This window comes from Petropleomorpha daqingensis, assembly GCF_013408985.1.
GTDB lineage: Bacteria > Actinomycetota > Actinomycetes > Mycobacteriales > Geodermatophilaceae > Petropleomorpha > Petropleomorpha daqingensis.
Window position 1 is genome coordinate 5,065,859 of sequence record NZ_JACBZT010000001.1, and the last position, 25,526, is coordinate 5,091,384.

A 25,526-nucleotide genomic window follows, 5' to 3' on the forward strand; every position below is an offset into this window, starting at 1 on the left:
CGTCGTCTCCCTCTCTCTAACGCCAGCCGCCGTCGACCCGCAGCACCGACCCGGTCACGTAGGACGAGGCGGAGGTGGCGAGGAACAGCACCGCCCCCACGATCTCCGCCGGTTCGCCGCAGCGACCGAGCACCAGGTGCTGCTCCATCTCCTCGCGCAGCCCGGGCGGCCAGTGCTGGGCGATGTCGGTGAGGAACGGTCCGGCCTGGACCGTGTTGACCCGCACCGACGGCCCGTAGGCCCGGGCGAACCCCTCGGTGAGCGCGTGCAGCCCGGCCTTCGCCGCCGCGTAGGGCAGCGCGAGCGGCTGCGGCCGGGCCGCCTCGACCGAGCCGATGTTGACCACCGAGCCGCCGTCGGCGGCGGCCATCCGCTCGCCGATCAGCGCGGTCAGCCGGAACGGGCCGCGCAGGTTGACCCCGATCACCTTGTCGAACAGCTCCGGCGAGACCTCGCTCAGGCTCGGGTACAGCGGGGACAGCCCGGCGTTGTTGACCAGGACGTCGACCCGCCCGAACCGGTCGTAGGCGGCCTCGACCAGCCGGTCGCACTGCGCCCAGTCGCTCACGTTGACCCCGACCGGCAGCGCCTCGACGCCGAACCGCTCGGCGACCTCGTCGGCGACGGCGCGGCAGGCGTCGAGCTTCCGGCTGGCCACCACCACCGAGGCGCCGCGCTCGGCGAAGGCCAGCACCATCTCGCGGCCCAGCCCCCGGCTGCCGCCGGTGACCAGCACGACCCTGCCCCGCAGCTCATCCACCGCGCACCAGCTCCGTCCCCCGGGCGAAGAAGACCGGCACCGAGCTCGCCATGTCCTCGTAGAGCGGGTCCGGGCGGCGGCCGGTGCGGTGCAGCCGCACGTTGAAGCCGGCGATCGCGCCGAACCGGTAGCAGGCCAGCGCCTGGTACCAGGCGAGGTCGGGGACGGCGACGCCCGCGGCCGCCTCGTAGTCGGCGCGCAGCCGGGCCGGGTCGGCGACCACGCGCATCGCCGCCTGCTGGTCGGGGTGCCAGCACGACGGGTCGGTCATCAGCGCCAGCCAGCCCAGGTCGAGACCGGTCGCGCCGATGCCGGCGATCTCCCAGTCCACGACCGCCGCCACGGAGGCGTCGTCGTCGAAGAGCACGTTGTTGGTGTGGAAGTCGCCGTGGAACAGGCCGGTCCGGTGCCGGCCGGGGTCGGTGCGCAGCAGGTCGGCGGCCAGCTGCTGCCCGGCCGCCGTCCAGCCCGGCTCGGGGTGCTTGTCCAGCAGCCGCTGCCAGAAGGCGATCTCCTCGGCGACCGGACGCGGCCGCTCCCAGCCGGCGAGGTCGGCCGCCCAGTCCAGGGCGTGGATCCGGGCGAGGACCCCGACGGCGGCGCGGAGGTACGGGGCCGGGTCGGGAGCCGCCTCCCCGGCGTCCCACAGCCGCAGCGGCCGGGCGGCCAGCCGTTCCTGCACGATGGCGTCGGTGCCGAACCAGGCCTCGTCACCCGTCCACCACACCAGCGGCGCGACCGGGATCCCGGCCCGGTCCAGCGCCTGCAGCAGCGGCACCTGCCGGAGCACGTCGGTGTTCCCGCTGCGCCGCACGCCCGGCGGGGCGAACCGCACCACGAGCGACCGGACGACGGCGCCGTCCCCGTCGACGACGTCGAAGCCGAAGCTGAGCCCGGCGTTGCCGGGCATGGGCGCCAGCCCGGCCACCCGCCCGCCGGGGAGCACCTCGCGGTCGGCCCAGCGCCGCAGCCGGCCGGGCAGGTCGTCGAGCACGGCGGCGTTCAGACCGTGACCCCCGCCGCCACGAGCTCGTCGATCTCCGACTCCGCCAGGCCGAGGACCCCGGCGAGCACCTCGCGGGTGTGCTGGCCCAGGGCCGGGGAGGCCGCGGCCGGTGCCATGTCCGACAGCGAGGTCACCCAGGGCACGCCCGGCAGCGTGCGCGGGCCGATCACCGGGTGGTCGTGGGTGGTGAAGTGGCCGCGGGTGAGCAGCGGCTCGGACCGGAAGACCTCGTCGACGTGCAGCACCTGCTCGGCCGGCACGCCGGCCGCGCGCAGGGCGTCGGCGGCCTTGGCCGCGTCCTGGCGGGCCGCCCACTCCCCGACGAGCGCCTCCAGAGCCGACTCGTGCACCCGGCGGGAGCGCAGGTCGGCGAAGCGCGGGTCGGCCGCGAGCTCCGGGCCGCCGACCACCGCCGCCAGCGCCCGCCACTGGTCGTCGTCCGCGACGGAGACGACCAGCCACTCGTCGTCGCCGGCGCACGGGAAGATCCCGTGCGGGCTGCGCTCGTCGTCCCGGTTGCCGATCACCGGCGCGGCCGAGCCGACGGCCGCGTACAGCACCGGCTGCGGGAAGGCGGCGAGGCACGCCTCGAGCATCGCCGTCTCGACCCGGGTGCCGACGCCGGTCCGCCGGGCCTGCCGCACGGCGGCCACGGTGGCGATCGCGGTGTGCACCCCGGCCATCGGGTCGGGCAGCGACATGACGAAGTCGGCGGGACCGCCGCCGACCGGGCCGTTGGCCGCCGCCGTGCCGGACAGGGCGTCGATGAGCGAGCCGTAGGCCATGTGGTCGGCGTACGGCCCGCTCTCGCCGAAGCCGGTCATCGACACGGCGACCAGGCGCGGGTTGAGCTCGCGCATCTGCTCCCACGGCAGGCCCATCCGGGCCAGCGAGCCCGCGGCCATGTTGTCGACCACGACGTCGGCGGTGGCGACCAGCTGCCGCAGCAGCTGCATGCCCCGCGGCTCCCGCAGGTTGAGCGCGACGCTCTTCTTGCCCTGGTTGTACTGGTTGAAGTAGCCGGAGCGGTCGATGCCGGGGACGTCGTCGGCGAACGGTGGGAGCAGGCGGGTGACGTCGACCCGCGTCGTCGTCTCGACCCGGATCACCTCCGCGCCCAGGTGGGCCAGCTGCATCGTGGAGTACGGGCCGGCCCACACCCAGGTCAGGTCGATCACCCGCACGCCCTCGAGCGGGCGCCGCGCCGGTGGGCGGCCCTCGTGCGCGCCGGTCGCGGCGTCGTCCCACAACGACCCGGCGGGCGACTCGCCGAGCCGCGGTGCCGGCCCGCGCGGCGCCGGCCCGCCCCCGCCGAACCGCCACGCCGGCCCGGGGACGGGCAGCTCGGCGGCGCGGCTCGCGTCGGACACCCGCACCGGGTGCAGGGAGTCGCGCGCCTGCAGGTGGTCCCAGGCGAGGACGTCGGCCCCGGAGTGCACCGGCGCCGCCGGCACGCGGGCGCGGTGCGCGGCGGCGAGGAAGTCCTCCAGCGGGTAGGCGGCCAGCGCCTCGCCGAGGAACACGTCCAGGACGTCGGAGTTCGCGTCGCGGTCGGCCATCGTCGCGAAGATCTCCAGCTCCCCCCACTCCGGGCCGCCCAGCAGCTCGACCAGCCGCCGGTACTCCTCGTCCTTGGTGCACTGGATCAGCACCGTGCCGTCGGCGCAGGCGTAGAAGCCCCACGGGCCGACGCTGCGGGTGCCCTGCCGGACCGGCAGCGTGCCGGTGTAGCCGTAGCGGGACATCGCCGTCGCCAGGACGCTGGAGACCGCCGCCTGCGCCGAGACGTCGATGCGCTGACCGCGGCCGCTGCGGTCGCGCTCGACCAGCGCGCCGAGGGTCGCCAGCACCGCCGCGCACGCGGCGTGCACCGACGCCAGCTCGCCGCGGTAGCGCAGCGGCCCCGCGGTCGGGTCCGACAGGCTCCACGTGTTGACCGAGAGCAGCCCCGCGGCCGCCGACGCCAGCAGGTCGTCGGTCGGGTGCGGGCCCGGCCGCCCGATCCGGCCGAACGAGGACACGTCCACGACGAGCAGCCGGTCGTCGGCGAGCAGCTCGTCGGGCACCCAGTCGACGCCGTCGCGCGTGCTGCGCAGGACGACGTCGGCGCGGGTCACCAGCCGCGCGAGCTCGCCGTCGTCCGGCGGGGTGACCAGGACCGACCGCTTGCCGGCGTGGAAGTACGCCGCCGACACCGACAGGTCGGCGTCCGGGATCCCCCCGACGAACGGGCCGAGCGCGCGCAGCGGGTCGCCCTCCGGCCGTTCGGCCTTGACCACCTCCGCGCCCAGATCGCTCAGCAGCCGGCCGGCGTAGGCGGCGGCCAGGGTGTCCCCGCACTCGAGGACGCGCAGACCGGCGAGCGGGAGCGCCGCCGGCGTGCCAGTTGACTCCATCGTCAATTCCCTCCGACGCGCGGCACGCTACCTGCCGGAGGAGTGCGGCGGAACGCCGCCGCGACGATCAGCCGGCCGGGACCGCCTCGACCACCGGCTCGGCGGCGTCCTCGGCGGGCTCCTCGGCGCCGATCGCGCGGATCCAGACCACGGTGAGCATCTTCAGCAGCGCCTCGCGGTCGAACTCCTTGCCGAGGTTCATCCACACGTAGCAGACGTGGTCGACCATGGCCCCGAGCACCTCGGCGGTGAGCACGGGGTCCAGCGACGCGTCGGCGATGCCCTGCTGCTGCTGGTGGGCGATGCCGCGGGCCGCGCGGTCGACGAAGGCCTCGCGGACCTGCAGGCGCAGGCTCTTGAGCTCGGGGGTGAAGGTGCCCACCTGCTCGATGAGGGCGATGATCCGCGCCCGCGGCCGGTAGGAGTCGACGAAGCGCTCCATCGCGGCGAAGGCGCGCTGGTAGGGCGTGGCCGACGGGTTCGGGTGGTCGGCGTGCAGCGCGACGAGCATCTCCCCGACGACGCGGGTGGCCACCGCCTGGAACACGGCGTCCTTGGAGTCGAAGTAGGTGTAGAAGGTGCCCTGCGCGACCTTCGCCTCGGCGACGATGTCGGCCACGCGCGTGTCGAGGAATCCGCGGCGCTCGAACACCCGGGCGGCGGCGTCGAGGAGGGCCGCCTTGCGGGCCTGGCCCTTCCCGGTGAGCGGACCGGCCTCCCGGCGCTCCTGCTGACCGACGCTGGGGGCTGCTCCCGCGCCGTGGGAACGAGGTGCTACCACGACCCGCTCCCTCCCTCCTGCCTGCGAACACCGTGCGCGCGACCATCGTCGCGCGGATCGACGGCGATGGTAACGAGCCACCGTCGTCCCACAGCCGGTCGCGCGCGGGCCCGCCTCCCAACGGGTGACGCTCCCTGTGATCCAGGTCACCCGACGCGCTCCCGGCGGAGAGGCTACCGTGCCGGCATGAAAAGTGACACGCGCGTCACTAAACTCCTCGGGGTCGACGTCCCGATCCTCTCCGCGCCGATGGGTTGGGTCGCCCGGCCCGACCTCGTCGCCGCCGTCTCCGAGGCGGGCGGGATGGGCCTGGTGCCCGGCTCGCTGGCCGTCGAGCAGGTGCGTGCCGACATCGCCCGCACGCAGGAGCTCACCGACAAGCCGATCGGCGTCAACATCCCGATCGCCTTCGCCAAGGACCCCGCGGTCATCGACGTGGTGGTCGACGCGGGCATCACCTTCGTCACCACCTCGGCCGGCTCGCCGGGCAAGTACACCCCGATCCTCAAGGACGCCGGACTGACGGTCTTCCACGTCGTCCCCACCCTGTACGCCGCGCAGAAGGCGGTCGACGCCGGCGTCGACGGCCTGGTGGTCGAGGGCGTGGAGGGTGCGGGCTTCAAGAGCCCGCACGAGGTCGCCTCGATGGTGCTGCTGCCGATGATCACGCGGACGCTGGACGTGCCCGTCGTGGCCGCCGGCGGCATCGTCGACGGCGCGTCCATGCTGGCCGCCTTCGCCCTCGGCGCCGAGGGGGTGCAGATGGGCACGCGGATGCTCGCCTCCACCGAGTCCGGCGTCCACGACAACGTCAAGGACGCCGTCGTCCGAGCCACCGAGACCGACACGACGCTGCTCAACCGGCACAACCGCAAGCCGATGCGGGTGCTGCGCACCGACCTGGTCTCCCAGGTCGAGGCGGACCTGACCGATCCGGTCCCCCTGCTGCTCAAGGTGCGCGACACCTACGAGGGCGGGGACCTGTCCGCGTCGCTCCAGCAGCTGGGCCAGGTCGCCGGCCGGATCGACGAGATCCTCCCGGTGGCCGAGATCATCAGGCGCACGGTCGCCGAGTTCGAGGCGGGGCTCGAGCGGCTCACGGCGCGCCACCTCGGCGCCGCCGTCCCGGCCTGACCCGCCGGTGGCGGCCCGTCGCCCGTCCTACCGGTGGGCGGTGGTCGCCGCCCTCGGCGTGGTGCTGGGGGTCAGCGTCGGCATCTCGTTCTACGGCGTCTCGGTCTACCTGGAGGCGCTGACCCGCGGGCCGGGGGCCTTCTCCCTGGCCACGGTCTCCGCCGGCACGAGCGCCTTCCTGCTCGTCAGCGGGGTGGCCGGGCTCGGCGTGGCCGCGCTCCTCGAGCGCGTGGACGTGCGCTGGGTGCTCGCCGGTGGCGCCCTGCTGGCCGCCGGGGCACTGCTCGCGCTGGGCTCGGTCGCCACCCCGGCCGGGCTCGTGCTCGCCTACGCGGCGCTGGGCGTGGGCTTCGCGGCGACCGGCACCATCCCGGCGAGCACGCTGATCACCCGCTGGTTCCCGGAGCGGCCGGCGGTGGCGATGTCGCTGGCGTTCACCGGCCTGCCGGTGGGCGGCGCCGTCCTCACCCCGGCGATCGCGGCGCTCGTCCGCTCGCTCGGGGTGGCCGGGGCGGCCCCGTGGCTGGCCGGCGCCTACGTCGTCGGGATCGTGCCGGTGGCCGTCGCCGTCCTGCGCTCGCCGCCCGGGACCGCGGCCGGTGCGGCCGACGACGGCGGCGAGGGCGTCCGGGCGGCGCTGCGCACCCCGTGGTTCTGGCTGGCGACGACGGGGCTGATGCTCGGCATGCTGGGCCAGGTCGGGGCCCTGTCCCACCTGTTCAACGCGGTCACCGAGCGGCTCGACGCGGTCGCGGCGGCGGCCGCGGTGAGCACGATGGCGCTGGCCAGCCTCGCCGGACGGGTGCTCGGCTCGGCGCTGCTCGGGCGGGTGCGGCTGACCGCGGCCGCCGCCCTGCTGCTGGGCCTCCAGTGCGCGGCGACGCTCGGCATCGCCGCCGCGCCGTCGCTCGCCGCCGTGGTCGTGAGCACGGTGGCGTTCGGCCTGACGGTGGGCAACATGCAGGTGCTGCACCCGTTGCTGGTGGCCGAGCGGTTCGGGGCGCGGCACTACGGGCGGATCCTCGCGCTGTCCAACCTCGGCGTCAGCTGCGGCATGGCCTTCGGCCCGCTGCTGGTCGGCGCCGTGCGCACCGGCACCGGCGCCTACCTGTGGGCGATGGCCGCGGCGGCCGCCGCTGCCGGGTTCGGCGGGCTGCTCGTCCTCCTGCTGCTGCGGGTGACGCGCCGTGCACCCGCCCCGGTACTCGACGCCGTCCGTACTTGACGTCAACCTCACACCGACGGGTACCGTCCGGGTACCGCACCGATGCCGGAGGGACCATGCGCTCGTTCGAGGACGTCCAGGAGCTGCTCGCCGCCGAGGGCGCCGACCTGGGCGCCACCGCCTGGCGGCAGATCACGCAGGAGCAGGTCGACTCCTTCGCCGACACGACCGACGACCACCAGTGGATCCACGTCGACACCGAGCGCGCGGCGAGCGGCCCGTACGGCGGCACGATCGCCCACGGCATGCTCACCCTCTCGCTGGTGCCGGTGATGATCGGCGAGACCGTGTCGGTGAACGCGACCTACGGCCTGCACTACGGGTTCGAGAAGGTGCGGTTCACCGCGCCCGTGCCGGTGGGCAGCCGGATCCGCGCGCACGTGACCGTGCTGCGCACGGCACCGGTCGAGGGGGGCACGAAGGCGACCTTCGGTGTCACGGTGGAGGTCGAGGGCGGCGACAAGCCGGCCTGCGTCGCCGAGGACACGATCGTGTGGCTGACCTGATGCGGCCCGCCCCGGCGCCGGTCGGCGTCGGACCCGGGCCCGACCAGCAGCTGCGCCGAGACGCCGGGCCGCAGACCGATCGCGGCCACGCGCGCAAGGCCGAGCTCCTCGACGCGGCGCGACGGGTGTTCGAGCGGCAGGGCTTCCTCGACGCCCGCGTCGCCGACATCGCCGAGGAGGCCGGGGTCAGCCAGGGCACCTTCTACACGTACTTCGACTCCAAGGAAGCGATCTTCCGGGCGGTCGCCACCGAGCTGCGCGACCGCATGATCGAGGCGCTCAAGCCGCACGGCCCGCGCCCGGCCACCGTGCACGAGCAGGTCGACCAGGCGATGCGCCGGTTCGTGGCCGCCTACCGGGCCGAGGCGCGGCTGATCGTCGTCGTGGCCCAGCTGGGGCAGTCGACGCCGGAGATCGCCGAGCTGCGCCTGGCGGTGCGCGAGGCGTTCGTCGCCCGCACCGCGCGCGGCATCCGGGTGCAGCAGGCACAGGGGCTGGTCGATCCCGGCCTCGACCCGTGGCTGGCCTCGGAGGTGCTCGGGTCGATGGTCGACGCCACCTGCTGGGTGTGGCTGAACCTCGGCAAGGACTTCGACGAGGAGGCCCTGCTGTCCACCCTCACCCAGGTCTGGACCCGCGCGCTGCACCTGCAGGAGCCCCGGTGAACGACCAGCGGGTGGCCCTGGTGACCGGCGCCGCCCGCGGTCTCGGGCGCAGCCACGCCCTCGCCCTGGCCGCCCGCGGGATGGCCGTGGTCGTCGACGACACCGGCGCGGAGCTCGACGGGACGGGCGGCGACCCGGCCGCCGCGGAGGCGGTGGCGGCCGAGATCCGCGCCGCCGGTGGCACGGCGGTCGCCACGACGGCCGACGTCGCCACGCACGACGGCGCGGCCGCGGCGGTCGCGACCGCGCTGGAGGAGTTCGGCCGGCTCGACGCGCTCGTGGCCAACGCCGGGATCCTCCGCGACCGGACGTTCGCCAAGATGACGCTCGAGGACTTCGACGCCGTCGTCCGGGTGCACCTGTCCGCCGCGGCGTACTGCGCCAAGGCGGCCTGGCCGTCGCTGGTGGCGTCGGGCACCGGGCGGATCGTGGTGACCAGCTCGGCCAGCGGCCTCTACGGCCAGTTCGGCCAGGCCAACTACGCCGCCGCGAAGATGGGCCTGCTCGGCCTGGTCAACGTGCTGAAGCAGGAGGGCGCCCGCGCCGGCATCGGGGTCAACGCCATCGCTCCGGTGGCCGCGACCCGGATGACCGAGCCGCTGCTGCCGCCGGCCGCGCTGCGCGGCCTCGCGCCCGAGCTCGTCTCACCGCTGGTCGCGCACCTGGTGTCGGCCGAGTGCGGCGAGAGCGGGCTCGTGCTGGAGGTCGGCGGGAGCCGGGTGGCCCGGGTGCAGGTCGTGGAGTCCGATCTGGAGGAACTCCCGGCCGGCGACGACGGCATCGCGGCCGTCGTGGCGAAGCTGGCCGGGATCGGCACCGGCACGCCCTTCGCCTCCTCGAACGACGCCCTGGCCCGCCTGCTGTCGATCGCCGCGGACCCGCGGTAGCGCCCCGGGGCGGCCGGCTCAGCCGCCGACCAGGTCCAGCAGCTGGTTCTTGCGGACCTTGCCCGTGGGGTTGCGCGGCAGGACCGGCAGCACGTGGTACTCGACCGGCACCTTGTACCCGGCCAGGCGGGCGCGGCACAGGGCCTCGAGGTCGGCGACCGAGGGCGCCGGCGCATCGCGGTGCTCGACGAAGGCGACGACCACCTCGCCCCACGTGTCGTCGGGCCGGCCCACGACCGCGGCGTCGGCGACGCCCGGGACGTCGGTGAGCACCTGCTCGACCTCGGCGACGTAGATGTTCTCGCCGCCGCGCACGATCATGTCGCGGCTGCGCCCGCCGAGGTACAGGTAGCCCCGCTCGTCGAGCCAGCCCCGGTCGCCGCCGAAGAACCAGCCGTCGTGCAGCGTGGTCGCGGTCAGCTCCGGCATGTCGAGGTAGCCGGCCATCATGCTGTCGGTGCGGGCGGCGACGTGGCCGACCACGCCGGGCGGGCACTCGAACCCGTCGTCGTCGAGGATCCGCAGGTCCACGCCGAGCACCGGCTGGCCGACCGAGCCGAGCAGGTGCTCCTCCCCCGCCAGGGCCCGGCGGTGGTCGTCGGGCCGCAGCAGGGTCTGCAGCCCCGACTCGGTGCCCGCCCCGAACATGTTCCAGAAGGCGACCTCGGGCCAGCGCTCCAGGGCCCGCCGCAGCAGGCTCGGCGGCATCGGTGCCGAACCGTAGAGCAGCGTGTCCAGCCGCTCGGCCGAACCGGGCCCGGTGTCGACCTCGAGCACCTGCTGGATCATCGTCGGCACCAGGAAGGCGCCGGTGAGCAGCCCGGAGGAGATGGCGCCGGCGACGACGTCGGCCTCGAACTGGGGGTGGATCAGCGACGTCGCGCCCTGCGAGACCGCGTTGGCCACCAGGATCCAGCCGGCCACGTGGAAGATCGGCGAGGCGGTGTAGCGGACCGAACCGGTCGGCGGCTTGGTCTCCTGCCCGAGGAAGAGCATCCGCTTGAGCATGCGGTGCGACTGGACGACGCCCTTGGGCAGCCCCGTCGTCCCGCTGGTGAACATGATGCAGAGGACGTCGTCGTCGTCCGGGACGACGTCCGGCGGCACCGGCCGGCCCTCGGCGACCAGCGCCTCCACGTCGTCGGCCAGCGAGCCGTCCAGCGACCACAGCCGGCACTCGCCGGGCAGGGTCCCGACGACCTTGCGCGCGGTCTCGACGTACCGCTCGCCGACGAAGAACCACTCCGGCTCGGCCCGGCCCAGGATGTTCTCGATCTCGTACGGCGCGAGCCGGTAGTTGACCGGCACCGACGTCGCGCCCAGCTTCAGGCAGGCGCCCAGCAGCTCGGCGTAGGCGAAGGAGTCGGTGTCCAGGACGGCGATCCGCGTGCCGCGGCCCACGCCGCGGGCGGCGAGCGCGTCGCAGAGCCGGTCGATGCGCTCGTCCACCTCCCGGAAGGTGCGCGAGCGGCCGTCGACCGAGACCCAGCAGGGCGCGTCGGGCCAGCGGCGGGCCGCGTGGGCGAACAGGTGACCGATCGGCCAGGGCGAAGCACTCACCGCGGGAACCTCCTGGGACTGTGCGGGCGCGGAACGGACGGCGCCCCGGGACCGGTGCTCGGTCCCGGGGCGCCGCCGTCGTCAGCCGCTGATCGCCTGCTGGGCGACCGAGGTGTCGAGGTCGATGAAGCCCCCGTCGTTGACCGGGGTCAGCGTCCCGTCCTTGGTCACCTTGAAGAAGATCGCCTCGTGGCTGCAGGCACCCGGCCGGTCCGGCCACTGCTGCCCGTCGCAGGTCACCTTCGGGCCGAGGTAGGTCTGGAAGTCCTTGACCGCCTCCATGGCCTGGGTGACGGCCGTGTTGGTGATCTCACCCTTCATGTCGGAGAGGATCTTGGCCAGGTTGATGATGCCGGCGAAGGAGTACAGCGACCGCGCCGACTGCTGGTCCTCGTAGCCGACCTGCTTCATCGCGTCGGCGAAGGCGTCCAGCTGCTCCTGGATCCCCTTGGGCGCGTTGTCGTAGGACAACGGCACCCACAGCCGCGGCTGGACGATGGTGCCCTCGGCCTTGCCGCCCAGCTCGTCGATGAACTGCGAGCACGACCCCGCGAACAGCGTGCCGTCGAAGCCGCCCTGCTTGAGCGCCTCGATCAGCCCGGTGCAGCCGTCCTCCGGCAGCGCGATCAGGCCGGCGACGTCGGGGTTGCTGGCCAGCTCGGTCTGCGCGAGCACCTGGAAGTTCATGTTGTCGGCGGTGGTGTAGACGGCGGTCACGTCGACGCCGAGCACCTTGCCGAGCGGGGCCACGAGCTTGTCCACGTAGCCGTGCGAGGACGGCGCGTCGGTGACCGCCAGGGCGGCGCTCTTCGCACCGTCGTCGTGCAGCGCGGTCACCATGCCGAGCGCGCTGGTCTCCAGCGGGCCGGAGAAGTAGAACGCCGTGCCGTACGGGGCCGCCTCGGCCACCCCCTGGCCGGCCAGCGTGCCGACGATCGGGATGTGCGCCTCGGACAGGATCGGCACCATCGCGCCGATGCTCGTGCCGTCGTAGGCGTCGAAGACGACCGGGGCGTTGCTGGAGACGAAGTGGTTGGCGCAGCTGACGCCGGTCTCGGGCGTGCCGTCACCGGAGCAGACGTCGATCTTCAGCGGGTGGCCGTTGATGCCGCCCATCTTGTTGTTGACGTACCACTCGGCGGCCTTGGCGCCGTAGGTGCTCTGCGGGTAGGCCACCGCGCCGGTGTCCAGGGACTGGACGCCGATGGTGATCGGGTCACCGGACAGGCCGCCGCTGGTGTTGGCGTTCGCCTCCGGCTTGCTGCAGGCGGAGGCGAGCAGGACCAGGGCGGCGACCCCGGCCAGAGCGGTCGATCGCTTCTTCAAGGGACTCTCCTTCGAGTCACGGGGCCGTGCGGGACGACGCCGAACGCCACCGAGTGGTTGACGTCACAGTCGGGAGCTTTGCGGAAAGTGACGCTGACGTCAATGGTCGATCTGCACCGTGTCCGAGGTGAGATCCGGACCCTGCGGTACCGGTGCCGACGCCGTGCCGGCGACGGCCTCCAGGTCGACCAGGGCGGCACGCAGCAGCGCACCGAACGCGGCGGGCGCGTCGACCATGAGGTGGTGGTGCGCCCCCGGGAGGGTGTGCTGCGGCACCGGCCGCCCCCACAGCCGCGCGAGCGTGGCGGCCGCCCCGGGCCCGACGAGCGAGCTGTGCTCCCCGCGGACGACCACCACGGGGCAGCGCACGCCGGGCAGGTCGTCGGTGAGGCCGTCCGGGGTCGCCACGACGTCCCAGATGGCCGGGTCGACCTTCCAGGAGAAGCCGCCCGGTACCGGCCGCAGGGACCCGGCGGCGATCCGTTCCAGCACCGCGCGGTCACCGACCGGCTGCGGGGGCTCGAGCCGGAAGCGCGCGACCGCCTCGGCGACCGATCCGTACACCCGCACGGGCCGGGGGCGCACCGCGACCTCGGCCGGCCGCCGGGGCGAGGAGACGATCGAGTCGGCCAGCACCAGACCGCGGACGGCGCCGGGATCCCGGGCCGCCGCGCCGGCCGCCACCAGTCCCCCGATGCTGTGCCCGACCACGAGCGCCCGCCCGCCGCACACCGCGCGGACGACCGCGAGCACCTCAGCGGCCCACCCGGCCATGGAGTACCGAGCGCGCCGCCCGCTGTCGCCGTGACCGGACAGATCGAGGGCGACGACCTCGTAGCGGCCGGTCAGGGCCGGCGCGACGGGGTGCCACCAGCCGCTGTGGGCCGACGTGCCGTGCACCAGCACGACCGGCGGGGCGCCCGGCCGGGCCCAGCGCTCCCAGACGACGTCGGCCCCCGCGACCGGCACCCGGCCGGCGTCGTCCGCCGGTGGTGGGGGCGCCGGCCGGATGGGTGCGGCCACGTCAGTGCGTGGGGACGCCCGCCTCGGCGGCGGTGTCGGCGAACTCCTCCGCGCCGAAGTAGGCCGCCTCCACCTGGTCGCGGCGGGCCAGCAGGTCCCGGGCGGCGCCCTCGAGCACCACCCGGCCGTGGTTGAGGATGATCCCGCGGTCGGCCACGGACAGGGCGAGCTCGATGTGCTGCTCGACCAGGACGACGCCGATCCCCTCCTCCTTGGCCAGGTCGCGGATCGAGGGCAGCATCTCCTGCACGATCTTGGGCGCCAGGCCGAGGCTCATCTCGTCGATCATGAGCACCTTGGGGCGGCCCAGCAGCGCCTTGGCGATGGTCAGCATCTGCTGCTCACCGCCGGAGCACAGCCCCACCTTGCGGCCCATCAGCCCGCGCAGGGCGGGGAAGCGGTCGAGCACCGCGGCCTCGCGCGCCGCGTCGGCGCGCCGGCTGGCGAGGCGGAAGTGGTCGCGCACCGACAGCCCGTAGAAGACGCCGCGGTCGTCGGGCACCAGCAGGACGCCACGGCGGGCCAGTTTGTGCGGCCTCCGGGCGTCGACAGCCGCGCCAAGCGCGTTCACCGAGCCCGACATCAGGGGCACCAGCCCGACCATGGCCAGCAGCGACGTCGTCTTGCCGGCCCCGTTGGGGCCGAGCAGGGCGACGACCTCCCCCGGCGCCAGCTCGAGGCTCAGGTCGCGGACGGCGGGCACGCGGTTGTAGCCCGCGGTCAGCGCCTCCACGCGGAGCAGGGGCTCAGGCATCGGCGGTCTCCATCGGAACTCCCAGGTAGGCGGCGACGACGGCGGGATCGGTGCGGGCCGCGTCCGGCGGTCCGGAGAAGATCAGCCGGCCGAACTCCAGGACGTAGACGACGTCGCAGACCCCGAGCACCAGCGACATGTCGTGGTCGATGAGCAGGATGCCGGGGCCCTGCTCGGCGATCGCCCGCACCCGTGAGGCGAACTCCAGGCTCTCGTGCGAGTCCAGCCCGGCGGCCGGCTCGTCGAGCAGCAGCAGCTCGCACGTGCCGGCCAGGGCCCGGGCGACGCCGACCAGCTTCTGCTGGCCGAGCGTCAGGTCGCGGGCCAGGGTGCGCCCGACGTCGGCCAGGCCGACCGCGGCCAGCGCCCGCTCGACGACCCGGTCGTCGCGCGAGGCCCGCCGGCCGAAGACGTCGCGGCCGAGCGCCGCGACCCCGCCCGGCCGGGCGGCGACGAGGATGTTCTCGGCGACGGTGAGGTTGCCGAACAGCTCCCCGGACTGCCAGGTGCGGGTGAGCCCGATCTCGCGTCGCCGGTGCGGGGCGAGGCCGTCGATGCGGCGATCCCCCAGCCACACCTCCCCCGTGCAGGAGGTGAACCCGGTGACCGCGTCGACGAACGTCGTCTTGCCGGCGCCGTTGGGCCCGATGAGGCCGACCACCTGGCCGGGCTCGACGGTCAGCGAGATGTCGGAGTTGGCCACCACGCCGCCGTAGCGGACGGTGAGCTGCTCGGTGCGCAGACCTGCGGAGTGCTCAGACACCTGTCGTCATCCTCGGGGTCTCGACGGTCGCTGCGGGCGCAGGGGCGGCGGCCGCCGGTTCTCGGGGTGGGGGAACCGGCCGGGACCGGCGCAGCTTGCCCGTGACCCACTCGACCTGGCGTCGGGTCTCCCCCGCGATGCCGGAGGGGTTGAGGATCGCGGTGAGGATCAGGCCGAGACCGGTGATCAGCGCGTAGGCGTTGCCCAGGTCGAACCACTGGTGCAGGGCCGTGTAGACCAGCCCGAGCGGGCCGAGCAGCCCGGCGACGATCGCCCCGCCGAACGAGGTGATGCCACCCAGGTAGGCGACGGCGAGGATGGTCAGGCCGACGACCACGGAGAACGACTCCGCCGACAGCTGTCCCTGGCTGTAGCCGATGAGACAGCCGGCGATGCCGGCGATGAAGGCCGACAGCCCGAACCCGATCAGCTTCGTGCGCCGCACGTCGATACCGGCCGATGCCGCCGCCCGCTCGTTGGCCCGCACGGCCAGGAACGCCCGCCCCGTGTCGCCCCGGGCGATCCGGACGAAGAGCAGCACGACCAGGACCAGGATCGCGAGCACCATGAAGGAGAAGGACAGCCGCGAGAGGTCGCGACCGGACCGGACGGCGAAGTCCAGGCCGAACAGGGTGGGCCGGCCGATCGGGTTCCCGGTCGCCGGCGTCAGGCTGTAGTTGTCGAACACGAACCGCTCGATGGCCAGCGCCGCGGCGATCGTGACGATGGCCAGCTGCACCCCGCGGATGCGGAACGCGGGGAGCGCGACCAGCATGCCGAGCACCGCCGCCACCAACGAGCAGAGCAGGATCGCCAGCGGGAACGGCAGGTTCCACGCCGTCGTCACCTTCGACAAGGTGAACCCGGCGGCGCCGGCGAAGGCGGACTGGGCCAGCGAGATCTGCCCGAGGTAGCCGGTGATCAGCACGTAGGACAGCGCCAGCATCGCGACGATCAGCGAGGTCGTGAGCCCGAACCGGTAGGTGGGCGACAGGACGATCAGCGCGATCACGGCGACCAGCACCAGCGCGCCGGCCTTCCACGGCACGAACCGCGGGAGGACGACGTCGGGCAGGCGCACCGTCTGCAGGGTGCCGCGGGCCGGCAGCCGCTTGCCGAAGGCGAACAGGATGACCATGACGACGAGGAAGGGCAGCACCTGGTCCAGGCCCGACTGCGCCCACGTCGGCCACCAGCTCCGCGTGGACAGCAGCGAGAGCTCGGACTGGAAGATGCCGAGCACCAGCGAACCGGCGACGGCGATCCAGATCGACTCGAGCCGGGCCACCAGGACGACGGCCAGCGCGGGGACCACCAGCAGCGCGTAGTTGGTCGGGCTCAGGCCGGTCAGCACCCCGCCGAGCACGACGGAGACGGTGCTGACGAGCGTGCCCATGACCAGCGCGATGAGCGCCAGCCGGTCGGCGGAGAAGCCCATGAGCACGGCCCCCCGCTCGTTCTCGGCGGCGGCGCGGGTCGCCCGGCCGTTGTGCGTGAACCTCAGGTAGGACCAGGCCAGCGCGGCGAGGACGATCATGATCGCGGCCATGGTGAGCTCGCGCGCCGGCAGCTCCAGGGAGCCCACGGTGATCGTGCCGTCGGGCAGGAACGACTGCACCTTTATGCTGTTGGGCCCGAACCGGATCACGGCCAGGGCCTGCATCGCCACCATCAGGCCGATCGAGACGACGACCTGGGCCAGCGCCGGCGCCCGGCGCACCGGCCGGAAGACCAGGTAGTGCGCGAGCACGCCGAGCAGCAGGGCGTTGACCAGGCCGATGACCAGCGACAGCGCGACGCCGGGCGGCTCGGGGAACCAGAGCGTGCCGATCGGCAGGACGAGCGAGCCGTCCTTCTGCAGCTGGGCGAACACGTAGGCGCCCCACATGGCCATGGCGCCCTGGGCGAAGTTGATGATCCCGGTCGCCCGGTAGACCAGCAGCAGGCCCGTGGACAGGCCGATGTACACGGCGCCCAGCCCCAGCCCCAGCGCGGCGAACTCGATCAGGGTGGTCATCGGCGATTCCCGTCAGGAGGGTACGTCGGATGTGATTGACGTCACAGTCAAGTAGGGGCAGGCGGATGTCAAGCCCCCGGGTGCGCGCGTCGTGCGCGCGGTGTCGCGACGTGCCCGGCCGCGCGCGGCGCGACCGGGCACCGGCGCGATCAGTCGCCGGCGAGGCCGGCCGCCTTGAGCGCGAGGGACTTCGCGCGGGTCATGTCGTAGTGCCGGCGGGTGACCAGCCGCTGGGCGAACAGGCCGCCGCCGGACTGGATGTTGGTGACGTGGTGCCAGCCGCCGTAGGCGTCCGCGGTGGTGTCGCGGATCGCGTGGAAGAGCTTGGTGCGGTACTCGCCGCTGACGCCGTCCCCGGTGGACATGTACTTCTCGAGGTAGGGCCGCAGCGTCTCGTTGTCGAAGTCGGACATCGACGGGGCGGTGAGCACCGCGCCGCCGGCGATCTCGTGCAGGTGGCGGACCATCTTGCTGAACTGCGCCGCGCCCTGGAACTTCGTGACGTTGGTGTACATGTCGTCGGGGTAGAAGTAGCCGTCGGGCGTCTCGTGCGCGTGCAGCAGCGCCGCTTCCAGGCCTGCCCGCAGCAGGGTGGCGTGGATCATCATCTCGTCGATCTTCTCCCGGATGTGGGAGATCTTCGCCGTGCCGTTGGCCTCCGCGATCAGCTGCGCCAGGCCGACGAGCTCGTCGGCCTGCTCGACCATGAACGCGGTGCCGCCGAGGCGCTCCCACAGCCCGAGGGAGTGCGCGAAGACGGCGGCCTGCGCGGCCTGCCCGTCGAGGAAGATGCGCTCGTTCGGCACGAAGACGTCGTCGAAGATGCACATGCTGTCCGGGACGCTCTCCCGGGCGCTGGTCGGGTGGTCGCGCTCGTCCCGGCCGTAGGGGTGGTAGGTCGTGTTGGTGATGTGCACGCCGGGGGCGTTGACCGGGACGGCGGCGCAGATGGCCCAGTCCTCCTCCCCCGGCTTCATGTTCTTGGTCGGCATGACCATGAGGTCGTGGCCGAGGGCGGCGGCGCTGATGTGCATCTTGGCGCCGCGGATGACCACGCCGTCCGGGCCGCGGTCGACCACGCGGACGTAGGAGTCGGGGTCGTCCTGGTCGGCGGGGTGCTTGCTGCGGTTGCCCTTGCTGTCGGTGATGCACTCGGTGATGCGGATGTCGCGGGCCTTGGCGTCGGCGACGTAGGCGTGGATCCGCTCGACGAACTGCGGGGCGACCCCCTCGATGCGGGGCGCGGCCACCAGCAGCGTCATCAGCGACTGGTAGGTCACGTTGAGCAGCAGGTCCATCTCCATGAGCACCGGGATCTTGTCCCGCAGCTCCTCGGGGCTGCGCGGCCCGTCGATGAGCGGGTTCACCGCGCCGGGCTCGGCGGAGTAGTGCTTGTCGTAGCCGTCGGCGGCCACCTGCATCGGGACGCCGAGGGCGGGCTCCGTCGCGAAGTCCTCGATCTGGCGGCCGGCGAAGTAGACCTTCCGGCCGTCCTTGAGCGAGTCCTTGTACTCCTGACCGGTCAGCATCCGCGGCCGCTCCTGTCCGTCTCGAAGGGGGTGCGAGGACGTCGGAGTGAGTTTGACGTCGGTGTCACATTTGCAGTGGCGCCGGTCACTGTCAAGGGTCCCGAGGCCGATTTCCGGGCGCCGTCCGCGTGCCGCCTGCGGGCACGCCGACGAGCCGCCCGGGCACGTGCCCGGGCGGCTGCCGACGTGATGGAACGGCCCCGTCCCGGGTCCCGCCGTGAGCATGCGAAAGGTGGGGAGGACGGGGTCCTTCTAGATGCCCTTGCTGGGGCCGTGCGCGTCCTGGGCGAGGCCGGCCACCACGAGGGCGGCGTGCTTGGCGGCGTCCATGTCGTAGTGCTTGCGGGTGACGATCCGCTGCGCGTAGAGACCCCCGCCGGCCTGCACGTTGGTCACCTGCTTCCAGCCGCCGTAGGAGTCGGCGGTGAGGTCGCGGATGACGTGGAACAGCCGGGTGCGGTACTCGCCGTCGACGTCCTTGCTCGTCGACATGTACTTGCGCGCGAGCGGCCCGACCTCGGGGTTCTCGAGGTCGAGCAGCGACGGCGCGGTGACGACGGCGGCCCCGGCGATGTCGTGCAGGTGGCGGACCATGAGGTTGTAGCTGGCCGCACCGGTGTACTTGCCGGCGTTGGTGTAGAGCTCGTTGGGGAACACCGCACCGAACACCCCGGTCTCCGCGTGCACGAGCGCCGCCTCCAGGCAGGCCCGCACCACGGTCGCGTGGATGATCATCTCGGCGATCTTCTCCTTGACGTGCCCCACCCGGGTCAGCCCGTTCGCCTCGGCGATGAGCTGGGCGAGGCCGACCATGACGTCGGCGCCGTCGGCCATCGACGTCAGCCCGCCCAGCCGCTCCCAGAGCCCGAGCGAGTGGGCGAAGACCGCGGCGTGCTCGGTCTCGCCGTCGAGGAACACCCGGTCGTTGGGCACGAAGACGTCGTCGAAGATGACGAACCCCTCGGGGAAGGACTCCAGGCCCGAGACGGGGAAGTGCCGCGGGTCGGGGTGCCGCGGGGCGTACGTGGTGTTGATGATCTTCACCCCGGGCGCGTTCACCGGGATCATCGCCGCGATCGCGTACTGCTCCTCCCCCGGCTTCATCGCCTTGGTCGGGATCGTCATGAGCTCGTGGCCGAAGCTGGCGGCGGTGATGTGCAGCTTCGCGCCGCGGATCACGATCCCGTCCGACGACCGGTCCACCACCCGCACGTAGGCGTCGGGGTCGTCCTGCCGCGACGGCGGGAGGGACCGGTCGCCCTTGGCGTCGGTGATGCACTGGGTGATCCGGATGTCGCTGTGCTGCGCCGAGGTGGTGAACGCCTGGATCCGCTCCACGTACTGCGGACCGGCGCCGGCCAGCCGGCCCGCGGCGGTGGCCAGCGTCATGATCGACGTGTAGTTGACGTGCGCCATCATCCCGGCGTGGTGCACCAGCTCGACCTTCTGGCGCAGCTCGTCGGGCGTGCGCGGGATGCCGCTGACCGGGTTGGTCCCGTCGACCGACTGCCCGGCGAGCCAGTCGTAGCCGTCGGCCACGTTCTGCACCACCTGGCCGAGCACCGGGTGGCCGGGCAGGTCCTTGACCCGCTCGCCCTCGAAGTAGGTGGCGCGGCCGTCGTCGAGCGACGCCTTGTACTGCTCGCCTGTGAGCACGGAGGTTCTCCTCAGCTGGTCGGGACGCTGGTCTGGGCACGGCCGCGGGCGAGCACGCCCGCCCGTCGGTTCTCCACCTCGGCCGGGTCGAAGCCGGCCATCCACTCCGCCGACGTGCGCGCCTCGACCTCGAGGCCGCCGCCGGTGAGCTCGCGCTCGATGTCCTTGTACGAGCGCAGCAGCCGGCGCACGCCCGGCTGGTCGTTGCCGACGATCGCCGCCGCGACCGCGTGCGCGGCCGGCAGCAGCTCGTCGTGGGGCACCACCTGGGTCACCAGGCCGGTCCGCAGCGCATCCTCGGCCGACAGGTAGTCGCCGGTCAGGCTCATCCGCCGGGCGGTCCCCCGGCCGACGGCCAGCGGCAGCAGCACCGACAGCCCCCAGCCCGGCAGCACGCCGACGCGCGCGTGGGTGTCGGCGAACCGGGCCCGCTCGGAGGCGACGAGGAGGTCGCAGTTGAGCGCGAGCTCGAGCCCGCCGGTCACCGCGACGCCGTTGATCGCGCCGATCACCGGCTTGGACAGCGGCGGCCACGGGAACCAGGACGGGACGCCGTCCACCCGTGAGCCGGCGGACAGGTTCGCCCCGGAGCTGCCCAGCTGCTTGAGGTCCAGACCGGCGCAGAACGCCGGATCGGCCCCCGTGAGGACGACGACGTCGACGGCGTCGTCGTCCTCCAGCTCGACCATCGCCGCCCGCAGGGCGCCGATCAGCTCGGCCGACAGCGCGTTGCGCGACTCCGGTCGGTTGAGCGTGACGGTGGCGACCCGGTCGGTCCGGTCGACCAGCAGGACCCCGCTGTCGGACGGGAGGGCCATCACCGGCCCTGCCAGACGGGGGCGCGCTTCTCGGCGAACGCGATCGCGCCCTCGCGGGCGTCCTGCGACGTCCCGACCGGGCGGGCGATCTTCTCCTGCTCGGCCCAGGCCTCGGATTCGGCCCAGTCCTTGGACTCGACGATGATCCGCTTGCTGGCGATCAGCGACAGCGGGCCGTTGGCGGCGATCTCGCCGGCCAGCTGCAGCGCGGCCTCCAGCGCCTGGCCGTTCGGCACCAGGCGGTTGACCAGCCCGAAGTCGTGCATCCGCGGCGCCGGCACGTGGTTGCCGAGCAGCGCCAGTTCCATCGCGGCGTGGTACGGGATGCGCCGGGGCAGGCGGAGCAGGCCACCGCCGGCCGCGACGAGGCTGCGCTTGACCTCGGGGATGCCGAACGACGCGCCCTCGGCGGCGACGACCAGGTCGCAGGCGAGCACGATCTCGAAGCCGCCGGCCAGCGCGTAGCCCTCGACCGCGGCGATCAGCGGCTTGGCCGGCGGGCGCTCGACCAGCCCGGCGAAGCCCCGGCCCTCGACGACCGGGTGCTCGCCGCGGACGAAGGCCTTGAGGTCCATGCCGGCGCAGAACGTGCCACCGGTCCCGGTGATCACGCCGACGCGCAGGTGCGGGCTCTCGTCGAGCCGCTCCATCGCCTCGGCGACCGCCGTGGCCAGGGCCTCGTTGACCGCGTTGCGGGCCTCGGGGCGGTTGAGCGAGACGACCAGGACGCCGTCCCTCTCCTCGGTGAGCACCTCGTCGCTCATGGGACTCCTTCGTCCGTAGGGGGTTGTCAGTCGAGGACGGCGGCGGCGAGCCGGTCCGCCGCGGCGGCGCGGCCGCCGAGCAGGGCGGCGTCGCCGACGGCGCGCTTGTAGTAGAGGTGCGTGGGGTGCTCCCACGTGAAGCCGATGCCGCCGTGCACCTGGACGGTGTTCTTCGCCACCCGCAGGTAGGACTCGGCGGTGACGACGGTGGCCAGGTCGGCGGCCACGCGCGGGTCGTCGGTGCCGGCGTCGTGGGCCCAGGCGGCGTGGTAGGCCACCGAGCGGGCGTGCGCGACGTCGACCAGCATGTCCGCGCAGCGGTGCTTGACCCCCTGGAAGGAGCCGATCGCCCGCCCGAACTGCAACCGGGTCTTCGCGTACTCCACCGTCATGTCCAGCAGCCGCTGCGCGCCGCCGACCGCCTCGGCGGCCAGGACGACGGCGGCGACGTCCCGCGCCCCGGCGACGGCGGCCGCCGCCTGCCCGGGCTCCCCCACCGCCCGCGCGGGCACGTCGTCGTAGCGCAACCGGGCCTGGCGGCGGGTCAGGTCCAGCACCGACTGCGGCTCGCGGGTCAGGCCACCGGCGCCGCCCTCGACGGCGAACAGGCCGGTGCCGGTCTCGGTCGTGGCCAGCACGAGCACGGTGTCGGCGGCGGCGCCGTCGAGCACGTGCGCCTGCTCGCCGGACAACCGCCATCCGGCGTCGGTGCGCGTCGCCCGGACCGTCGGCTGCGCCGGCGCCCAGGCACCGCGGTCGTCGGTCGCGGCCAGGGCCACGACGGTCTCCCCCTCGGCGATCGCCGGCAGCAGCTCCTTCGCGGTGCTGTCGTCCCCGGCCAGCCGCAGCGCGGTCGCGGCCAGGGCGACCGTGCTGACCAGCGGCGCGGGCGCCACGGTGCGGCCGAACTCCTCGGCGACCAGCGCCAGGTCGACCAGCCCCGCGCCGGCGCCGCCGAGCTCCTCGGGGACGGCGAGGCCCAGCAGGCCGACGTCGCGGCCCAACCGGCGCCAGACCGTGCGGTCGAAGCCGTCGGGGGTCTCGGTCAGCCGGCGCACCTCGGGCTCGGCGAACTGCTCGGTGCAGAACTCGCGGGCGACGGCGCGCAGGTCGCGCTGCTCGGCGGTGAACTCGAACTCGACCATCAGAAGGTCCCTCCATCGACGACGATCCGCTGGTCGTTGACGTACGCGCCCTCCGGCCCGACGAGGAACCGCACGACCCGGGCGATGTCCTCGGGCGCGCAGACCCGGCCGAACGGCGAGCCCTCGTCGAGCTCGCGGATGTCCTCGACGCTGCGCGTGGCCCGCACGAGCCGGCGGCCCATGTCGGTGTCGGTGAGCCCTGGGGCGACGATGTTGACGTGCACGCCGTGCCGGCGCTCCTCCTGCGCGAGCGTGTGCGCCAGCGCCTCGACCGCCGCCTTGCCCATGTTGTACGGCGCCCCGTAGGCGTGGAACGTGTGCGCGGCGATGCTGGAGACGAAGACGACGTCGGACCGGTCCGCCCGGCGCAGGTGCGGCAGCGCCGCGCGCACGAGCTGGTGCGGGCCGATCGCGTGCACCTGCAGGACCCAGGAGAGCTCGTCGACCGTGGTGTCGGCGACGGCGTTGCCGCGGCTGGCGACGCCGGCGTTGCTGACCACGGTGTCCAGCCCGCCGAACTGCTCGACGGCGGTGGCGACCGCGCGCTCCGACGAGGCCGGGTCGTCGACGTGCGCCTCGACGGCGAGCGCGGTCGCGCCCTCGCCGGCGAGCTTGTCGGCCAGCGCCTCGGCGGCCTCGCGGTCGCGCCGGTAGGTCAGGACGACCGACGCGCCGGACAGCGCGAGCTCGGTGCTGATCGCCGCGCCGATCCCGCGACCGCCGCCGGTGACGAGGGCGACGCGTCCCTGCAGCTCGTCAGCCACGGGGCACCTCGCTCCACGGCTTGCCGGTGTCGGCGCGCAGGTCGCCGGGCAGGCCGAGCAGCCGCTCGCCGAGGATGTTGCGCAGCACCTCCGAGGTGCCGCCCTCGATGGTGTTGGCCCGGCTGCGCAGGAACTTGCGCTGCAGGTCCTCGCCCTCGGTCCGCGGCGGGCCGCCGTCCGGACCGGGCTGGTAGCCGCTGTAGAGACCGGCCTCGACCCCGAGCGCGTCCATGCAGAACTCGTAGACGTCCTGGTTGAGCTCGGCGCCCACGAGCTTGCCGATGCTGCCCTCGGGACCGATCTTCTCCCCGCCCTCGACGCGCTGCCGGTCACCGGTCAGCCGGGCGGCGTCGGCGCGGGCGAACAGGTGCACCAGCCGGTCGCGCAGCGCGGGGGTGCGCAGGTCGGGGCGCTCGCGCCACAGGGTCAGGGCCGACCCGATCGACCCGGACCCGCGCACGCTCGACCCACCGCCGATCGCCGTGCGCTCGTTCATCAGCGTCGTCATGGCCACGTGCCAGCCCTGGCCGACCTCGCCCAGCCGGTGGCTGTCGGGGATGCGGGCGTCGCGCAGGTAGACCTCGTTGAACTCGGCCTCGCCGGTCATCTGCCGCAGCGGCCGGACCTCGACGCCGGGGTCGGTCATGTCCAGCACGAAGTAGGTCAGCCCCTTGTGCTTGGGCTGGTCGGGATCGGTGCGGGCGAGCAGCAGCGCGCGCCGGGCGCGGTGGGCGTTCGACGTCCAGACCTTCTGCCCGTTGACGATCCAGGTGTCCCCGTCCAGGACGGCGCGGGTGGCCAGGCCCGCGAGGTCGGAGCCGGCGCCGGGCTCGCTGAACAGCTGGCACCAGATGTCGTCGCACACGTAGTCGGCCCGCAGCAGCTCGGCGGCCAGCTCGCGCGAGGCGTGCGCCATGACGGTGGGGCCGGCCATGCCGTAGCCCATGGGGTTCAGCCAGAACGGGTTCGGGCCCCCGGCACCCTGCAGGATGCCGTCGGCGACGGCCTGCAGGCCGGGAGCGACACCGAGACCGCCGAAGCCCTCGGGGAAGTGCACCCAGGCCAGGCCGGCGTCGAAGCAGGCGCCGAGGAACTCCCGCTGCGGGGTCTGCGCGGGCGGGTGCTCGGCGACCACCCGGCGGGCGGTCTCGACGACTCTGTCGCGATCGGTCACAGGTGCTCCTACGAGTCTGCGGTTCAGGAATCCAGGAAGGTCGGGGTGCGCCGCTCGCGGAAGGCGAGCGCCGCCTCGCGGTGGTCGGCGGTGAACGAGCTGAGGATCTGGTTGCGGTTCTCGATGTCGATGCCGGCCTGCAGGCTCGAGATCTCCAGCTGGCTCCACATGACCTCCTTGGTCATGCGCACGCCGAACGGCGAGTTGGCCAGCACCAGCCGGGCGGTCTCGAGGGCCGACTCGAGGACCTCGTCGTCCGGGACGACGCGGGTGACCAGGCCGATCCGGTCGGCCTCGGCGGCGTCGACGATCCGGCCGGTGAGCAGCAGCTCGAACGCCCGGGAGGCGCCGACCAGCCGCGGCAGCAGCCAGCTGACCCCGATGTCGCAGCCGGACAGCCCCAGCCGCACGAACGCCACGTTGTAGCGGGACGACGCGGCGCCGATGCGCACGTCGGAGGCGAGCGCGAGGGCCAGCCCGCCACCGGCGGCCGGTCCGTTGACCGCGGAGATCACCACCTGCGGCAGCGCCCGCAGCTTGGGCACCAGCGCGGCGATGTGCTTCTGCAGCGCCAGGCCGGTCTGCGGCGAGCGGACGGCCCGGTCCGGGCCGCCCATGTCGAAGGCGGTGAGGTCCAGGCCGGCGCAGAACCCGCGACCGGCGCCGGTCAGCACGAGCACCCGCACCGAGGGGTCGACGGCGAGCGCGTCGAGCACGGCGTGCAGCTCGCGCAGGAGGTCGGCCGACAGCGCGTTGAGCCGCTCCGGCCGGTCGAGGGTGAGGACGACGATGCCGGGCTCGGGCGAGGCCAGCCGGATCGTCCCGAGGTCGGTGGGCAGGCCCGCGGGCAGGGTGGACTCGGTCGTGGTCATG

The 25,526-nt window shown here is 73.8% G+C and carries 23 protein-coding genes; 5 read left to right on the forward strand and 18 right to left on the reverse strand.

The features are described 5' to 3' along the window. Positions 1 to 16 precede the first annotated feature (16 nt). The 4 genes from GGQ55_RS24940 to GGQ55_RS24955 all read right to left on the reverse strand — a co-directional run bounded on the left by GGQ55_RS24940 (position 17) and on the right by GGQ55_RS24955 (position 4,943). Complete coding sequence (locus GGQ55_RS24940; protein ID WP_179721467.1) at positions 17 to 760, reverse strand: SDR family NAD(P)-dependent oxidoreductase; 744 nt, start codon at positions 758 to 760, stop codon at positions 17 to 19. Further along, positions 753 to 1,754, reverse strand: coding sequence for a phosphotransferase family protein (locus GGQ55_RS24945; RefSeq protein WP_179721469.1), 1,002 nt, complete (start codon positions 1,752 to 1,754; stop codon positions 753 to 755). The genes GGQ55_RS24940 and GGQ55_RS24945 overlap by 8 nt, the downstream gene beginning before the upstream one ends. An 8-nt stretch (positions 1,755 to 1,762) precedes the next feature. Then, a complete protein-coding gene (locus GGQ55_RS24950; protein WP_179721471.1) occupies positions 1,763 to 4,162 on the reverse strand; it encodes a CaiB/BaiF CoA-transferase family protein in 2,400 nt (799 codons plus the stop codon). Positions 4,163 to 4,229: 67 nt separating this feature from the next. Then, entirely contained in the window at positions 4,230 to 4,943 is a 714-nt protein-coding gene (locus tag GGQ55_RS24955; RefSeq protein WP_179721473.1) for a TetR/AcrR family transcriptional regulator, read from the reverse strand. Positions 4,944 to 5,129: 186 nt separating this feature from the next. On the opposite strand from GGQ55_RS24955, the gene GGQ55_RS24960 reads away from it, so the two are divergent. Genes GGQ55_RS24960 through GGQ55_RS24980 form a run of 5 tightly spaced genes read left to right on the forward strand, consistent with a single transcriptional unit; the run spans position 5,130 to position 9,360 of the window. After that, positions 5,130 to 6,077 carry an NAD(P)H-dependent flavin oxidoreductase gene (locus GGQ55_RS24960; RefSeq protein ID WP_179721475.1) on the forward strand — a complete coding sequence of 316 codons (948 nt, stop codon included), beginning with the start codon at positions 5,130 to 5,132 and terminating at the stop codon, positions 6,075 to 6,077. A 7-nt stretch (positions 6,078 to 6,084) separates the two neighbouring features. Continuing rightward, positions 6,085 to 7,302, forward strand: a complete 1,218-nt coding sequence (locus GGQ55_RS24965) for an MFS transporter (RefSeq protein ID WP_179721478.1) — start codon at positions 6,085 to 6,087, stop codon at positions 7,300 to 7,302. Positions 7,303 to 7,358: 56 nt separating this feature from the next. Continuing rightward, complete coding sequence (locus tag GGQ55_RS24970) at positions 7,359 to 7,808, forward strand: MaoC family dehydratase (protein WP_179721480.1); 450 nt, start codon at positions 7,359 to 7,361, stop codon at positions 7,806 to 7,808. Then, on the forward strand, positions 7,796 to 8,473 hold the full coding sequence (locus GGQ55_RS24975) for a TetR/AcrR family transcriptional regulator (protein ID WP_179721482.1): 678 nt from the start codon (positions 7,796 to 7,798) through the stop codon (positions 8,471 to 8,473). Before GGQ55_RS24970 ends, GGQ55_RS24975 begins: the two co-directional genes overlap by 13 nt. Further along, complete coding sequence (locus tag GGQ55_RS24980) at positions 8,470 to 9,360, forward strand: SDR family NAD(P)-dependent oxidoreductase (protein ID WP_179721484.1); 891 nt, start codon at positions 8,470 to 8,472, stop codon at positions 9,358 to 9,360. The genes GGQ55_RS24975 and GGQ55_RS24980 overlap by 4 nt, the downstream gene beginning before the upstream one ends. A gap of 18 nt (positions 9,361 to 9,378) precedes the next feature. Here GGQ55_RS24980 and GGQ55_RS24985 read toward each other — a convergent pair whose 3' ends face one another. The 14 genes from GGQ55_RS24985 to GGQ55_RS25050 form a co-directional block, all read right to left on the reverse strand. Beyond that, positions 9,379 to 10,920: a class I adenylate-forming enzyme family protein gene (locus GGQ55_RS24985; RefSeq protein ID WP_179721486.1), complete on the reverse strand. Its 1,542-nt coding sequence runs from the start codon at positions 10,918 to 10,920 to the stop codon at positions 9,379 to 9,381. Positions 10,921 to 11,001: 81 nt separating this feature from the next. Beyond that, a complete protein-coding gene (locus GGQ55_RS24990; protein ID WP_179721488.1) occupies positions 11,002 to 12,246 on the reverse strand; it encodes an ABC transporter substrate-binding protein in 1,245 nt (414 codons plus the stop codon). A gap of 99 nt (positions 12,247 to 12,345) precedes the next feature. Continuing rightward, positions 12,346 to 13,269, reverse strand: a complete 924-nt coding sequence (locus GGQ55_RS24995; protein WP_179721490.1) for an alpha/beta fold hydrolase — start codon at positions 13,267 to 13,269, stop codon at positions 12,346 to 12,348. 1 nt (position 13,270) lies between these two features. Further along, complete coding sequence (locus GGQ55_RS25000) at positions 13,271 to 14,023, reverse strand: ABC transporter ATP-binding protein (protein ID WP_179721492.1); 753 nt, start codon at positions 14,021 to 14,023, stop codon at positions 13,271 to 13,273. Further along, positions 14,016 to 14,786, reverse strand: coding sequence for an ABC transporter ATP-binding protein (locus GGQ55_RS25005; RefSeq protein WP_218859441.1), 771 nt, complete (start codon positions 14,784 to 14,786; stop codon positions 14,016 to 14,018). Before GGQ55_RS25005 ends, GGQ55_RS25000 begins: the two co-directional genes overlap by 8 nt. After that, a complete protein-coding gene (locus GGQ55_RS25010) occupies positions 14,779 to 16,803 on the reverse strand; it encodes an ABC transporter permease (protein WP_179721494.1) in 2,025 nt (674 codons plus the stop codon). The genes GGQ55_RS25005 and GGQ55_RS25010 overlap by 8 nt, the downstream gene beginning before the upstream one ends. 149 nt (positions 16,804 to 16,952) lie before the next feature. After that, complete coding sequence (locus GGQ55_RS25015) at positions 16,953 to 18,332, reverse strand: 4-hydroxyphenylacetate 3-hydroxylase N-terminal domain-containing protein (RefSeq protein ID WP_179721496.1); 1,380 nt, start codon at positions 18,330 to 18,332, stop codon at positions 16,953 to 16,955. Between the two features lie 252 nt (positions 18,333 to 18,584). Next, a complete protein-coding gene (locus GGQ55_RS25020) occupies positions 18,585 to 19,988 on the reverse strand; it encodes a 4-hydroxyphenylacetate 3-hydroxylase N-terminal domain-containing protein (protein ID WP_179721498.1) in 1,404 nt (467 codons plus the stop codon). 11 nt (positions 19,989 to 19,999) lie between these two features. After that, a complete protein-coding gene (locus GGQ55_RS25025) occupies positions 20,000 to 20,806 on the reverse strand; it encodes an enoyl-CoA hydratase (RefSeq protein ID WP_179721500.1) in 807 nt (268 codons plus the stop codon). Next, a complete protein-coding gene (locus GGQ55_RS25030; protein WP_179721502.1) occupies positions 20,806 to 21,570 on the reverse strand; it encodes a crotonase/enoyl-CoA hydratase family protein in 765 nt (254 codons plus the stop codon). The genes GGQ55_RS25025 and GGQ55_RS25030 overlap by 1 nt, the downstream gene beginning before the upstream one ends. Positions 21,571 to 21,596: 26 nt before the next feature. Continuing rightward, the gene (locus GGQ55_RS25035) at positions 21,597 to 22,715 is read right to left on the reverse strand and encodes an acyl-CoA dehydrogenase family protein (protein WP_179721504.1); all 1,119 of its coding nucleotides are present in this window, start codon (positions 22,713 to 22,715) and stop codon (positions 21,597 to 21,599) included. Further along, a complete protein-coding gene (locus GGQ55_RS25040; protein WP_179721506.1) occupies positions 22,715 to 23,479 on the reverse strand; it encodes an SDR family NAD(P)-dependent oxidoreductase in 765 nt (254 codons plus the stop codon). The genes GGQ55_RS25035 and GGQ55_RS25040 overlap by 1 nt, the downstream gene beginning before the upstream one ends. Beyond that, positions 23,472 to 24,653, reverse strand: coding sequence for an acyl-CoA dehydrogenase family protein (locus GGQ55_RS25045; protein ID WP_366490211.1), 1,182 nt, complete (start codon positions 24,651 to 24,653; stop codon positions 23,472 to 23,474). The genes GGQ55_RS25040 and GGQ55_RS25045 overlap by 8 nt, the downstream gene beginning before the upstream one ends. A gap of 23 nt (positions 24,654 to 24,676) precedes the next feature. Beyond that, positions 24,677 to 25,525, reverse strand: coding sequence for an enoyl-CoA hydratase/isomerase family protein (locus GGQ55_RS25050; protein ID WP_179721508.1), 849 nt, complete (start codon positions 25,523 to 25,525; stop codon positions 24,677 to 24,679). Between the last annotated feature and the right edge of the window lies 1 nt (position 25,526).